Below are 14,441 nucleotides of genomic sequence, written 5' to 3'. Positions count from 1 at the left end.
TTTTAACTTAAGCCGATGTATGGGAATAAATGTGTATGCATCGCCTCCATAGGATGGCGGAACCGCTTCAGATGTTTAGCTTGAAAAACAATAACCATATCCGCTTGAGGCAGAATGATTATGCTTGTTCCCCCGGCCCCTGAGGCATAATAGCCATGCGGATGCAGCCACCACAAATATGAATAGGGACCGCTTCCGGCGGTGGATTCAGTTACCCAAGTGGAGGGGATAACTTGTACACCGTTCCAATCCCCCTCATTTAAGTACAAATAACCGAACCGGGCCATATCTTTTGCAGTTAAATGCAAGCTTCCGGCCAAATGCTGCTGCGGATCCTCGCATTCCCAAGCATCGGCGTGTATACCGATTGGACCAAACAGCCACTTGTTGGCCAATTCGTAAATTGACATTTGGCTTACTCTCTGTAACACAGCCGAAAGAAGCCAAGCATCGAAATTATTATATTGAAACCGGTTCATCGCCCTGTTCTTGACAGGAAGCTCAAGAATATACCTTAACCAGTTATCAGACCTGCGCATCCTGTCAACCATTGGCTGACTGTCGGCTGCAAGTCTGGGATAGTAGAAACCCGATGTCATCGTTAATAGATGCTTGATGTTGAGACAGAGTATCCTTGGATCACAATCCTTGCTGAGAAACTCGGGAAACAGTTCTATGATTTGCTGATCCGTATTCGACAGGTATCCTTTAGCTAAGGCTATACCGGCCAAAGCTGACAGTATACTTTTATTCACAGACAGAATATCCCGTTTATCAGTCTCTCTTGTTCCTCTGTAATACTGTTCAAAGGCGATTCTTCCATGTTGTACTACTAAAAAACTGTATACATGGGGGAAATCTCTCTGAAGATGCTTACTGGCATTCCATAACAGCTCCGGATCGATTCCTGCTGAGCTTGGAGTGCCGTATTCCCATTCCTCCGCCGGCCATATCTTTGATCCGTGAACCACCATGGTATTGCTAGCCTCCGTAGTTTTAGTTTAGATATAAGAAGCTTCCTATAACCGAATGCGGATTATGGACTAGCATCTCAGGCGTCCCCTCCGCAATGATAGAGCCGCCCTGTTCCCCGCTTCCCGGACCCAATTCCAAAATCCAGTCACAACATGAAAGAAACAAGGCGTCATGCTCAATCACGATCACGCTATTCCCTCTTCCAACCAATTCATTTAATAAGGTCAGCAGCTTGCCTATATCATGATAGCTAAGGCCCGAAGTAGGCTCATCAAGAACAAACAGCTGTCCTGTATGCTTGTGATCGGCTAATTCCTTAGTCAATTTTATCCGCTGGGCCTCTCCGCCGCTAATCGTTGTAATCGGTTGCCCCAATGCAATATAACCTAATCCTACATTGACCATGGTTAACAGAATCCTTGCGATTTTTGGATCATGAACAAATACTCCAGAGGCTTCTTGTACGGTCATCCGCAAAACGTCACTGATGGTATAGCCTTGATACCGGATTTGAAGAATTTCAGGCTTAAAGCGCTTCCCTTCGCAGCTGGGACAAACATGGCTGAACCGGGCGATCTCAACGATACCGTCACCACGGCATTGCTGGCAAGCTCCCCTGGAGTTGAAGGAGAAATCTCCTTCGGTATAATGCTCTCCCTGATCAATGGCTTGCTTGGAAAACGCCTGCCTGATAAGGTCCCAAACTCCGATGTAACTGGCAGGAATGGACGTTTTGGCCCTGCCTATAGGCTTTTGTTCAACTAAATGGCACTTCCTAATATGCTCCGCTCCATCTAAATGTGTGGAACCGGCAACACTCTTTCTTCCCTTGGACAAGTGCTCTTGCAGTGCCGGAACAAGCGTGTCCGTGATCAAGGAGCTTTTGCCGCTTCCGGATACGCCAGCAACTCCAACCATTGTGCCCAGTGGAATGGCAACATGGATATCCTTCAGATTGTTTGTGTTAACCCCATACAGGCTAAGACGCGGTGTATCTGCAGTTATAATCAGATCTCTTCTTCTCAGCAAACGCTGCACTTGTTCCTTTGCAATATATTGGCTGATCACACTCTCCTTACAGCTGATGAACTGTTCATAGTTTCCCTGGAACAGAATCTGTCCGCCTTCTTGTCCACCGCCGGGTCCGAATTCAATAATGTGCTCCGCTGCCCTTAGCATCATATGGTCATGTTCAACGACTATAACGGTATTACCGGCTTCCTTTAACTTAAGAAGCTTATTAATAACCTTATCTTTCTCAATTTCGTGCAGCCCGACTGTAGGCTCGTCAAAAACATACATGATCTCATTTAATTCAATATCAAAGAATGAAGCCAGATATAGTCTTTGCAGTTCTCCTCCGCTTAACGTTGGAATTCTGCGTTGCAAAGAGAGATAGGACAATCCGACATCCAATAAATGCAGCAGTTTTCTGCACATAAGCTCGGCAAGCTGCACGGACCGCTCATCGTGCCCGTGCTCGGCTGCCTCAGTCAGAATCCCGTAAAGCTCCTTAACCGAAATGGATTTCAGGTATGAGATATGGTGGTTCAATACCTTTACCTTCAGAACCTCCGGAGCCAGTCCGCTGCCCTCACACCCAGGACAAACCGTGGTTTCTGCCCAGTCTTCAATATCTTTTTGAGCGTAGATTTGATTAATGTAGGGAATATAGCCAATAAAATAAAATTCATTGCTCCCATACAAGTAGTCACGCTGTATTGCGGGAGACTGCTTGGAATACGGCAGATTGGCATCAAACCCTGCCAGCTTCGCATAACGCAGAAGCTCCTGTTTCAAATTCCGGTTCGTATCGTTGTACAGGCTTGCTTTGGATAACATTAGCTTTTCAAATATACTTTTTTCATCCACATGGGAGATAACGCCCCGTCCGTAGCATTGAAAACACATGCCGATGCTGGAGTTAGGCGAGAATGCTGAAGGGACGTATTCCCCGTGGCGGCTCCCACAAACCTTACAACTTGTATTGACGGCTACGGTGTTACCGCATACCGTACATTCCAACGTTCCGTAAAGTGAAAAGAACAACTCCAGCAACCGGTTCATTCCCAGCTTCGTCCCGACCGTGCTGCGGGGATTGCTCTGCCGGACAAGCTTCTGTTCCACCGCAACCGTCGGGTTAAGTCCCTCCATCTTGTCGAAGGAAGTAGTCTCATATTCATAATTCAGATCCCATTCTCCAAGTGCGCTAAGGTAACGTTTGGTGCCTTCGTAATGAATCAAATCAAAGGCAAGGCTTGATTTACCTGAGCCGCTCGGTCCGGTAATGACCGTTAACCGGTGCTTCGGTATTTCAACATAGATTTCCTTTAAGTTATGCAGGCGCGCTCTGTGGATTTTGAGCGATGACATCGTAACTCCTCCCCGGTATATACAAGCTTAGAAATCAAACTCGATTTCCATACCGCCTACAGTGCTCGAAGCTTCTTCTTTCTTGTCATGATCAACAGCTCGCACAAATTTCTTGTAATCATCGTATTTGGTATGAAAATCCTTGGCGAGTGCGCTTATTTCATTGACTCCGTCACTCACAACACTTTTGCTGGCATACCTGTCGCAGTAACTGCATCTTGTACAGTCTTTTTTGCAATATCCCTGAATGTCGTAGAAAGGTTTGAGGAAACCATCGAGCAGCTTATTGTCAACTGAAAACTTATAAGCATAATTCGATGAGAACATATCCAGCAATTCCATCAGATTCCCGTCAAATGACCCTCTGAAATATGCTTCCACTGCCTTAAGCGGATTCCCGCGGTTCACGTATTCTCTGCCTTGTAATTTGTAATAGCGGATTCCGATGCTTTCATAGTAATGCAGGTCCTCAGGACGGATCCAAGACAACTTCATAAGTTGGTTTACATCCTGAAAAATTTTCAGCGCACACCTGGTTGTATAGTAGTTTGTTCCTGTATCCATAGGATCCCGTACAACACCGCTTGTCTGGTTGTAATGGAACATCCGGTACGTACACTCCTGATGGCACAGGGAGTTAATAATGATTTCCGATTTGTCGCCGAAAGCGCTCGCGATTCTCCGGAGCATGTCAAAATCCCGGTTGATTGATTCGTCCAGCACGATACGGTCTACACCATTCTTCTTGTAGTGCAGAGCTTTGTTTACGGAATTGATCTGGCAGATGACAGACGCTTTAATCTTTATGTCCAACTCCATGGAGTTCACAAGATCCATCAGCGATGGGAGTGTTACGGTCAACGATCTGACCCCTGCTTTATATAATGCGGATATAAACTGCTTCGTCTCCTTCACGCCTTCTGCAGTAAACTCACGGTTATGCATGTAAGGTGCATTGAAAACATAGTTAAAACCAATGCCCTTCGCTTCACAATACCGGATGTATTCTGTCAAATCATACATGTCAATCTGGGGTAAATATTCGTTGATCCGTCCCGATTCAAAAGAGTTATTAATGGATATTTGCCCGTAAGTCTCGAGTACCTGACTACCGGGATATTGCTTGGCAAGCTCAACATACCCGTTGATTGTAGTCTCTTTGAAATCCGCCGGAATACTGAAAAACCTCATTTTAGCATAACCTCCATTTTAGTCCAGTTCAAGTTCAAAATTGAAATCCCAGCTGTCTGCCAGCGGCTTTTGCTCTACAGCACGGGAGGTTAGGCTCCCGATATCCATGGAAGGGTCGTTCAGGGTTAATTCAATCAGCTTGTTGTACTCATCGGCTATGCTGCGGATCGTCTCCTCTTTATAAAGAGCCGTTTTGTAAGTAAAATTAATCCGCAGCTGCGCGGAAGTTTCCGTAACTTCAACCTCCAAGTCCATTTTGGAAGCAGTCTGGTCAATGGAATAAGGGACCAGCCTCACATCCTGGAACTGCCCCTGGATCTTAGTAGAATTTTGCAGTACGAACAAGGTGTCGTATAACGGGTTGCGATTGGTATCCCGCTGTATTCCCAAGGCGTTAACCAACTCATCGAATGGAAGCTCCTGATTATCATAAGCTTCCAAAAGACTCGTTTTTACCTCAAACAGAAAATCCAGAAAGCTCTTGCAGGGAACAGGATAGTTTCTTAGCGCCAGGGTGTTGACAAATAAACCAATGATCTTTTCCGTCCCCATTTGCGTTCTTCCTTCAATAGGAAATCCCACCACAATATCCTCTTGTCCGGAGAATTTGTTTAGCAGCACATAGTAGACAGACAGTAACACCATATAGAGAGTACATTCTTTCTCCGCAGCGAAGCTTCTCAGCCGATCCGTCGTCTTCCGGTCTACCTCGATAGAAAACATACGTCCTTCGAAACCTACATATGATGTTCTTACATAGTCCGTCGGAAGTTCCAAAGGCGGAGCCAGTGTTTGATACCGGCGGAGCCAGTACTCGGTTTGCCTCTTGAAGTACCCTTCCTTTTGCATCTCGCTCTGCCAGGTGGAATAGTCTTTGTATTGCAGCTCCAATGGAGGCAGCGTTCTTCCTTCGTAGCCGTCTCCCAATTCACCCAGAATAATTCCCCGGGAGGTTCCGTCGGTAACAATATGATGGATATCAATAAGCAGCAAATGCTCGTTCTGCTGCAACTTGATAAGCTTCGCCCGTATCAGCGGAGAAGTGCCTAAATTAAAACAGCTGATGAAGGGGCGAATACAAGCCTCAACCTCCATGCTGGTATCCTGGGAGAGATCCGCCCATTCAAGCCTAAAGCTGCACTCGCTGGATACTTTCTGTACAACCTCTGCTCCCTCAACTAAGAAATACGTTCGAAGGGTCTCATGCCTATGAATCAAAGAAAGAAAGGCCTTCTCCAATCTTTGGCGGTCCAGATCGCCATCTATCCTGAAGGCATCCAGCATATTGTAAGCCGTGTTATTTCTGCTGATGCTTTGCAAAAGAAATATTCTTTTTTGTGCAGCCGACACCGGATAATATTTCTGTTCCTTGGCTGGAACAATCGCCTTTAACATGGATAATTGTTGCCACAATGTCTCCAAATGTCCGGATAACTGATGGACGGTTGGATATCTGAAGATATCCGCTACCTCCAAGCTACAGTTCAGCTGATTCTGGATTCGGTTGATAATTTTGGCCGCAATGATAGAATCAACACCCAACTCAAAGAAGTTCTGGTTATAATCCACATGCTCATAAGATAAGAGCTCTCCAATCAGACTTCCGATCTTCTGTTCAATTGTCCGTGTTGCGGTCTTATTGTTCACCTGAATACGACTGTCTGCATCCGGCCTGAGCTGTTGCCGTTTATGAAACTCCTCGTTGACGGATTCCGAAAAACGGATCGGCAATTGTTCAGAGATTTCATACAACTCACATCCCCAATTTATCCTGCCCGGGATCAAATCGTGGACATTATGGTGCAGCACCCAGTCAAAATAACGTATGGCCCTCTCCAGTAACAGTGGCTCAAATAATTCTTTGCGCAGATTGGTTTGCTTGCATTCTGCCAGCCCGGTATCCGTCCATTCAGGCCACCTGATGTTAATAAACGGAGTCGATGCGCTGCAGCGCATACTCGCGTAACTGTTCATGTAACTGTTAGCTGCTGTGTAACCGGCAGCCCCGTATCCTCCGATCAGGGTCATGGCCGAAGAGAATAGACAGATAAAGTCAGGCGGTTCGTTACATGTCAGCCGGTCCAATATCCAAGTGCCCTGCACCTTAGGACGCAGGATTCCCCTAAGGCTGTCTTCCGACAACTCATGGATTTCTTTGACCATCCCGTTTCCGGCACAATGAACAATGCCATTCAACGGGCCATGTATCACCCTGATCTCCTCCATTATTTGCTTCATCCGGTCAAAATCCGCAATATCCGCAGCATAATGGATAATTGTACTGCCGGAGTTCTCCATCTGCTTAATCATGTCCATCTTTCGGGCATCCGTATCGGGAAGTCTGGAACGACCGAGAAGAATAAGCCGGACTTTCTTTTTACCGCTCAGATACTTGGCCAGTTCCAGCCCGATCCCGCCAAATCCCCCGGTTATCAGATACAGCCCGTTTTCCTTTATCCCCACATTGCGTAATTCAGCATGGACGGTAGTCTCGGACATTGGGTTCAGCTCTTCATAATATCTTCTTCCAGCACGGAGAGCCGTTATGAAATAAGGTGACTGGCAGAGCACTTCACGCGTGATAACGGAAAGCTCAGTGGCATCGTCTATATCAATGCATTTGCAGCCCACCTGGGGAAATTCCCAATGAAATGACTTGGCAAACCCGTGCAAGGCCGCATTCACAGGTTGTACCAGGTCTGTTTGATTCACCAGATAGGCATACCGGGTAACAATGACCAATTCGGCCTCTTGGATTTGATTCATCTGAAACGTTCTAATCAGTGTAAGCAGATTGATAACCGGGTCTATCATGGATGTTCCCAGTTCCATATAATCATCCGCAGCGTTGACTGAGCCCACGGAAGTCATATGAACCAATTGTACTTTCCCGCTTATGCCGATTTGTCTGAACAGCCATTGATACCCCGTTCTATCACCTGTGATGAAGAACCTTTCCCCCTCCTTGGCGCAATAATCCGTTATCGTCACAGGAATTACATTCTCGGTATCTGCCTGCAATGATGCTAGAATCGCCCTCTCCCGCTCTCCGCCTCCGCCCAACACTATGGTGACTACATCATTACGGGCAGCAGCCGGCCGGTTCGGGCTCAGATCCTCCTTCCAGACCACCTCATAGCCATCCTGCATTTCAAAACACTTCCCAACCCGGCTATGTTCCGGTATTTGGATCCAGCACCGCTTCCGTTCAAAGGGGGTAACCGGAATTCTGACCCTATGCCTGCTCTGGCCTCTATATAGGGCGGAGAAATCAATCGTCATACCAGCAGCATAGCGCTGCGCAATAGTCTGAAGCGGCAGGGGGGCCTCTTCGCTGCAAGACAACGCCTGCTGTGTGAAGGCTTCCTCACCGCCAATATATATATCCGGTTCCTGAATCCACAAAGAATCATCCATGCAGTTCAATTGTTCCAGCTTTGACAGCAGATCTTCTTTGCTCTTAATAAGCATGGATAGTCTGTGTTTGTAATGCGTTCTGCCGTTGTTAGCTGTAAAACAGAGATCTTGGATATTCAATAAGTCTAAATGGGTTCGAAGGTGTTGTTCATATTGCTTCATTAGCTCAATCAAAGATTTCCTACTTTTTGCGGAAAGACAGAGAACATCGGGCAGTTCCTCCTCGCGAGGTGGAACGGAGGGCTCCTCCTCCACAACAATATGACAGTTGGTTCCGCCAATTCCAAAAGAACTGATCCCACTTCTTCTAGGCACAGCATTCCAGGGCTCGTTCCTGTCGCTGACATAGAGAGGAGAATCAATAAACCGGATTCTCTTATTCGGTTGCAGAAAATTTATTTGCTTGGGTATCACTTTATACTGCATAGCCAATATAACCTTGATCAGTCCCGCCAAACCGGAGACACAATTTAAATGGCCCAGATTCGTTTTGACTGAGCCGATGGCACAGAACTGTTTTTTCGAGGTATACGCTTCAAATGCTTTTCTGATTCCTAAAACTTCAATCGGATCCCCGATTTTGGTCCCAGTACCATGCGCTTCGATATAGGTAATGGTCTCTGGATCAATATCCGCATTCTTCCACGCCTTTCTGATGACATTGCCCTGTGCCTCCGCACTGGGAGATGTCAGGCCGATGGTTTTACCGTCCTGGTTAACCGCACTGCCCCTGATCAGGGCATAGATATGGTCCCTGTCTTCCTTCGCCTGATTGTAGCTCTTCAATAGAAGCGTAATTACACCTTCGCTCTCAACGGTACCGTCCGCTGAGGCATCGAATGTCTTCGTCTTGTTGAATTCCGACTCAATTCCAATCTTTACATCACTCTGTATCGGATCAGGCATGATATAAGCTCCACCGACGAGAGCCATGCTGCAGTCGCCTGAACGGATAGCTTGGCATGCCAGATGGAGGCCGACCAAAGAGGAAGAGCAAGCGGTGTCTAGGGTCATGGAAGGCCCTGTGAGATTGAGCAGATAACTCACTCTATTAGCTACTATAGCCGTTGCGTTCCCCGTCAAGAAATTTCCATACCCCTCCGGATCAACTTCTTTTGCAATCGTTGCATAGGCGGAATGATTCAAACGGACTCCCGCATAAACCCCCGTATCGGTTCCTGCCAATCGTTGTACGGCATAACCTGCGTCCTCAATTGCTTCCCAGCAAGACTCCAAGAACATCCGGTGGGTGGGGTCCATCACCGAGGATTCTTTGGGTGAGATCCGAAAATGACTGTTGTCAAACTGGTCTATATTTTGCAAAAAACCGCCCTTATTGTACCTAAGCTCATGATCATATCCCGCGGAATAATCCCGGTAAGCTTCAATATCACGCTTCCGGGCCAAAGGCAGGTCAGAGATGCACTCCTTCCCCTCTGTAATAACTCCCCACAATTCTTCCAGACTGCCGGCTCCAGGCACTTGCATAGCGATTCCGATAATCGCTATGCTCTCTTGATTGTATTTGTCAGATTTATTCATCCAAAGATGCTTCCCTCCTGCACTAAACCAGACTTAATGGTAAATAAAATCGGCGAACAAGGCTTTTGTACCGGTCTCTTCAAAAATTTGATCAAACCGCTTTACTCTAAGCTCCGCGGGAGTACGTTTAGTTTCAAATACACTCATCAGCATCGCAAGCGCTTCTTCCATGTGTTCCTTCGTCGGCATACTCTGCTCTTTCTCCAGTTGATCCTGAAGGGCTTGTATTTTCTCGTAAGGCATAATTACGCCGGTTTCGTATTCTTCGTTGTTGTCATTATTATTTTTTGTACAAACCGCGATTGCTAGGCAACGGGTAATCACCGTAAACTGATTGTCCTCTGGAGTGTTGACATGATGAGTCTGAAATTTATCCATTACGGAGTTGCGGTCGTCAATCTGACCAAAGGAGTAAGCCTGTACGTTGCTGCAGGTTGCCCTAATGACATTGGTCATGATGGATTGCGGTCCCATCTCAATATACAAATCTGTGCCTTGTCCAGACAAGTATTCCATCGTCTTGTCCCATTGAACCGGCTTGTACAGCTGCTCGGTCAGATTGGTGATGATTTGCTCTGAGGTTGTATATGGCATTCCGGTAACATTTGAAATGACAGGCCACTTTACGTCGTTCAGTGTAATTTTTGATATTTCTGCTCTCAATTGATCCGAGACATCCTTCAACAACCCGCTGTGAAAGGGAGGACTCGAAAACAACGGTGTAATCTGCACGTCGTCGGCAAGTTCAAGCAGTTCATTCTCCGCATCCGTGATAGCCTGTTCACTGCCGGCAATCACCTGCTGGTCTTTGAGATTGAAACAAGCAATAGAGACGGTATGTCCCAACCGGGACAGGCAATTGCATACTGCTTCCACCTGGGCTGAATCTAGTCCGTTCACCACCGTCATCCAGCTTGGATGTGTATCCTTGACATTCATCGCCAGTGAACCCCTTAACCGGACAAGCCGGAGGGCATCGGCAAACCGAAGCCCTCCCGAAGCAACCAAAGCTGAGTATTCTCCCAAACTGTGACCGGCCAAATACCTTGGTTCAAGTCCGACCTTATCCATAAAGGCCCTGAAGATGGCATAGCTTGCCGTCAATAAAGCAGGCAACATGTTCTCAATGGCATTCAGCTCCAAGACAGGCCCTTCAAAGCAAAGTTTTTTAATATTAAACCCCAGGATATCATTCGCTTCCTCGAATACTTCCCTCGCTACTGAATAGTCATCACAGAGTGTTTTGGTCATACCGACAAATTGCGATCCTTGTCCCGGAAAAACAAACGCCAGCTTGTTATTCATTTATTGCAGCTCCTTCGTCATTGGTTAATCATTGATGATAATGCTTACATAATCGGGCAGCTGAGGAATTTGATCCGTATTCCGCTCCATAATTGTACAATTCCCTTGTTGTTCAACTTCTTGGAACCCGGCAAATTTATAGGTAATCAGCATAGGCCTGTTCCGGTCATTGGAAATAAACTCTGCCCGCAGCTTCACTCCGGCGTTGGCAGCTTCCTGCATCAGATAGGTTAACATTATGCTGCCGACACCGCGCGACATGACACGGCAAGACATCAGCAGCAGCTTAATATTCCACACCTTGTCCTGACATTCCAGCAGGACAATACCGATTTTTCCATATGTGCCGTATTTGTCGCTGAGACCGGATATAATCAGCCTGTGGCTGTCCGATTTGATAAACTCTCTTAGCTCCTCATATGAATAGGTATACCCGGTAGTATTAAGCTGGTGTGTGCGGACAGTCAGCTCCTCGACTCGCTGTAAATCTGTTTCGGTTGCGGAAGATATTGTGAACTCCATATCCAAGGAAGCCAAAAAATCCTCCTGGGCTCCCTCAAAGCGTTCTTCCACCAGCTTACGTTCAATATCATCCTGATACATTTTCCGTCTAATCTTGGAATCTTCCGTAATAAAGACAGGGTGCAGCTCTGGTAGATCAAGCAGACCGTCCAGCCCTTCCGCTAGAATGCAGAAAACATCAGGATGAACAAACTGTACTTCATCCAATTCAAAAGGCTGGTCATCTATAAAGGCTATACTGTCCAGACTGATATTTAAGGATTTTGCAATTGTGCCGATGGAATCCGATTTATTATTCCAATTGATCTGCGGGTACAAGAAATACTCGTAAAGGCCCAAATCTCTTAGCTTTTGTTCCGCATCCGCATGATTGTTTTTACTGGCGACCGACTGCAGTATTCCCCGTTCATCCAATGTACGTATGATCTCGCTGACATTGTCCTTGACCGTAACTCCGAAACCTTCCAGCAGTACGCCATCCCACAGGGTATGATCCAAATCCCAAACGACACATTTCATTTTCAGCGTTTTGTGTGCTGCACCTGCAATACTCATTTCGCTCGTCGCCCCGTTTCTAATCTATTCTTCAGATATTCCGAAAGGCATATGTTGCAATCAAAATCTCATGCATTTCGTTTGTGCCTTCGATAATCTCATTGACCTTAGAGTCCCTGTAAAAACGCTCCACATGATACTCTCTGCTGAAGCCGTTGGCTCCGTGGATTTGAATAGCATCGCTGGCGACTTTGGATACCATGGTTGAAGCAAAATATTTTGCCACCCATGTTTCCATGATTGAATCTGGCTCTCCCGCTTCTTTTAAGCTAGCGGCATGATGGCATAAAGCTCTCGCCGCTTTGATGTTCGTTACCATGCCGGTAATCATTTTTTGAATCAACTGATGTTGTCTGAGCGATGCACCGAACTGCTTCCGTTTTCTGGCGTATTTTAAGCTTGCATTCAGACAGGCTTGGCCAAGTCCGACGCATCCCCATGCTATTGTAAACCGCCCATAGTCCAGCGAAGCAAGAGCTACGTGGGATAACCCCGTGCCCAAGCTGCCTACAAGATTTCCCTTCGGGATTCTGCAGTTCTTAAAGTCTATTTCGGCTATCATTGAAGCTCTTGCTCCCAACAAACCCTCAATCGGCTTTATCTCCAGGCCAATGTTATCTCTTTCAACGAGGAAGGCAGTGGGTAATCCCTCGACCTGGGCAAAAACCAAAAAAAGGTCGGCGATTTGCCCCATGGTCGTCCATTTCTTCGTTCCGTTTAAAACGTATTCATCCTGCTCCAGCGTTGCAGACATGGTAATATTTTTTGCATCGCTTCCAACAGTAGGCTCAGTAAGGGAAAAGGCTCCAATAACCTCTCCCCGGGCTAATTTTCGAAGCCACTTGTCCCTTTGTTCCGGCGTACCCCATTTTAAAATAGCGAGTGCAACCATCCCTTGAACCGTCAACAGGCTTCTTACACTCGAACAGCCTCTGCCGATCTCCTCATTTAATAAGCCAACTGTAACCATATCCAGCCCCAGGCCGCCGTAATCTTGAGGCAGCATAGACCCCAGATATCCCGCATCTGCAACCTTTTGCAGCAGCTCCGCTGAGATCTTTTCCTCTCGGTCATTCTGTTCCGCAACCGGAATCAGCTCACGATCGACAAACAGACTGAAGGATTCCTGCCATTTCAATTGAGAAGGTGTAAATTCCATTTCAAGGCCTCCCTGTATATTTAAAATTGATCAAACAGCCTTTTTCTGTTCTACGAACTGCGCAATGCTCTCAATGGATCTGAAATTATTCATGTCCAGGTCATTGTTTTCAACCCGGATGGAAAACTCTTTCTCCATGAACATAACCAGCTGCATTGCAAAGAGTGAGTTTACAAAGCCCAGCGCAAAAATATCTTCGCTATCAGATATTTCTCTTTTTCTATAAAACTTGCTTAAAAAACCTTTTGTTTTTTCCTTGATCTGTTCCATGTGTTATAACCTCGCTTTTTTTAGTATATAAAGAAACCCTGGCCCGATTTCTTCCCGGTCAGCCCTGCACTGACCATTCTCTTTAGCAGCGGACAGCAGCGATACTTCGGATCCTGAAAATCCTGATAGAGCACTTCCAGCGAATCCACTACCGTATCGAGGCCGATCAGGTCGGCAGTCTCCAACGGCCCCATCTTATGTCCATAACATCTCTTGAATATTTCATCCACATCATGCGCAGACGCAACCTGATCCTGGACAACAAATGCCGCTTCATTCATCAGCAGATGAGAGATACGGTTCGACACAAAACCCGGTGAATCCTGAACAATCACACAGTCCTTATCAATAGAGGAGAGAACGTCCTTCGTCTTCTCTATGGTCTCATCGGAGGTGTAGAATCCTCTTATTACCTCTATCGTTTGGATGAGGGGAACTGGATTCATAAAATGCGTGCCGATGACACGCTCTGGCTGCTTGGTCAATGCTCCGATCCGGGTTATTGAAATACAGGATGTATTTACAGCAAGAATGCAATCCTGTCTGACTGTCCGCGATAAAGTAGCATATACCTGCTCCTTTACCTCCCATTTCTCCGACACATTCTCTATAACAAATGTAACGTCTGCCAAGTGATTATAGGATGTTGTAAATTCGATTTGGCTCAATGCCTCTTCAGGCTTTACTGTGAGCTTGTCAGGATGGAACATAGTATACAGGCGGAGGCTGTTGCTGATTTCTTCCTTCGCTTTGGCCAGTATTTCTTCAGAGATATCAATCAGAATAACTCCATAACCATTCTGTGCAAAAGTTTGTGCAACGCCTCTTCCCATAACTCCTGCGCCAATCACACCGATTTTCCGTACACTTATTTCACTCATGGGAATCTTCCTTACGACGCGCAATATAGGTAATCAAGCTTTCCAACGTTTCAAAGTTCTCGGAATCGAAATCTTCATCTTTGAATTGAAATCCGAATTGTTCTTCAACAGCTAAGATCAATCTCAGCAGCCCGGCTGAGTTTAATCCGTAATCGGCCAAGCTGTCGTTCACTTGGATACTGTCAACGCCTTCAATGTTCAAGTCTTCCAGAATCGCTTTCAATTCCAGCAGCATCTGTTCGTCCCCCATG

Annotated in this window: 10 protein-coding genes; all 10 read right to left on the bottom strand. The window is 46.4% G+C overall.

What is annotated here, in order from left to right; all coding sequences use genetic code 11:
* Positions 1-2 precede the first annotated feature (2 nt).
* Positions 3-974 (bottom strand): serine hydrolase domain-containing protein, encoded by a 972-nt coding sequence (locus C173_RS20525; RefSeq protein ID WP_036727815.1) that lies wholly within the window; start codon positions 972-974, stop codon positions 3-5.
* Positions 975-996: 22 nt separating this feature from the next.
* Entirely contained in the window at positions 997-3,042 is a 2,046-nt protein-coding gene (locus C173_RS20520; RefSeq protein ID WP_162174709.1) for an ABC transporter, read from the bottom strand.
* A 333-nt stretch (positions 3,043-3,375) separates the two neighbouring features.
* Positions 3,376-4,539 (bottom strand): U32 family peptidase, encoded by a 1,164-nt coding sequence (locus tag C173_RS20515; protein WP_036727811.1) that lies wholly within the window; start codon positions 4,537-4,539, stop codon positions 3,376-3,378.
* A gap of 18 nt (positions 4,540-4,557) precedes the next feature.
* Positions 4,558-9,498: an SDR family NAD(P)-dependent oxidoreductase gene (locus tag C173_RS32995; RefSeq protein WP_051478217.1), complete on the bottom strand. Its 4,941-nt coding sequence runs from the start codon at positions 9,496-9,498 to the stop codon at positions 4,558-4,560.
* 33 nt (positions 9,499-9,531) lie between these two features.
* Positions 9,532-10,803: an ACP S-malonyltransferase gene (gene fabD, locus C173_RS20505; protein ID WP_036727809.1), complete on the bottom strand. Its 1,272-nt coding sequence runs from the start codon at positions 10,801-10,803 to the stop codon at positions 9,532-9,534.
* Between the two features lie 24 nt (positions 10,804-10,827).
* Entirely contained in the window at positions 10,828-11,844 is a 1,017-nt protein-coding gene (locus C173_RS20500) for an HAD-IIIC family phosphatase (protein ID WP_235191967.1), read from the bottom strand.
* A gap of 67 nt (positions 11,845-11,911) precedes the next feature.
* Positions 11,912-13,039, bottom strand: coding sequence for an acyl-CoA dehydrogenase family protein (locus C173_RS20495; protein ID WP_036727805.1), 1,128 nt, complete (start codon positions 13,037-13,039; stop codon positions 11,912-11,914).
* A gap of 30 nt (positions 13,040-13,069) precedes the next feature.
* Positions 13,070-13,309, bottom strand: a complete 240-nt coding sequence (locus tag C173_RS20490) for an acyl carrier protein (RefSeq protein WP_036727803.1) — start codon at positions 13,307-13,309, stop codon at positions 13,070-13,072.
* A gap of 20 nt (positions 13,310-13,329) precedes the next feature.
* A complete protein-coding gene (locus tag C173_RS20485; protein ID WP_036727801.1) occupies positions 13,330-14,190 on the bottom strand; it encodes a 3-hydroxyacyl-CoA dehydrogenase family protein in 861 nt (286 codons plus the stop codon).
* Positions 14,183-14,440 (bottom strand): acyl carrier protein, encoded by a 258-nt coding sequence (locus C173_RS20480; RefSeq protein ID WP_051478215.1) that lies wholly within the window; start codon positions 14,438-14,440, stop codon positions 14,183-14,185. Before C173_RS20480 ends, C173_RS20485 begins: the two co-directional genes overlap by 8 nt.
* Position 14,441: the final 1 nt, after the last annotated feature.

Origin of the sequence: Paenibacillus sp. FSL R7-277 (assembly GCF_000517965.1) — a bacterium.
In the GTDB taxonomy this organism is placed as follows: domain Bacteria; phylum Bacillota; class Bacilli; order Paenibacillales; family Paenibacillaceae; genus Paenibacillus_AQ; species Paenibacillus_AQ silagei.
Note: the sequence above shows the minus strand (reverse complement) of the source record. Positions and strands in the feature narration are given on the sequence as shown.

Coding starts and splice junctions, on each gene's coding strand:
- C173_RS20525 (WP_036727815.1), bottom strand. CDS start 974: ATGGTGGTTCACGGATCAAAGATATGGCCGGCGGAGGAATGGGAATAC.
- C173_RS20520 (WP_162174709.1), bottom strand. CDS start 3,042: ATGAACCGGTTGCTGGAGTTGTTCTTTTCACTTTACGGAACGTTGGAA.
- C173_RS20515 (WP_036727811.1), bottom strand. CDS start 4,539: ATGAGGTTTTTCAGTATTCCGGCGGATTTCAAAGAGACTACAATCAAC.
- C173_RS32995 (WP_051478217.1), bottom strand. CDS start 9,498: ATGAATAAATCTGACAAATACAATCAAGAGAGCATAGCGATTATCGGA.
- fabD (WP_036727809.1), bottom strand. CDS start 10,803: ATGAATAACAAGCTGGCGTTTGTTTTTCCGGGACAAGGATCGCAATTT.
- C173_RS20500 (WP_235191967.1), bottom strand. CDS start 11,844: ATGAAATGTGTCGTTTGGGATTTGGATCATACCCTGTGGGATGGCGTA.
- C173_RS20495 (WP_036727805.1), bottom strand. CDS start 13,039: ATGGAATTTACACCTTCTCAATTGAAATGGCAGGAATCCTTCAGTCTG.
- C173_RS20490 (WP_036727803.1), bottom strand. CDS start 13,309: ATGGAACAGATCAAGGAAAAAACAAAAGGTTTTTTAAGCAAGTTTTAT.
- C173_RS20485 (WP_036727801.1), bottom strand. CDS start 14,190: ATGAGTGAAATAAGTGTACGGAAAATCGGTGTGATTGGCGCAGGAGTT.
- C173_RS20480 (WP_051478215.1), bottom strand. CDS start 14,440: ATGGGGGACGAACAGATGCTGCTGGAATTGAAAGCGATTCTGGAAGAC.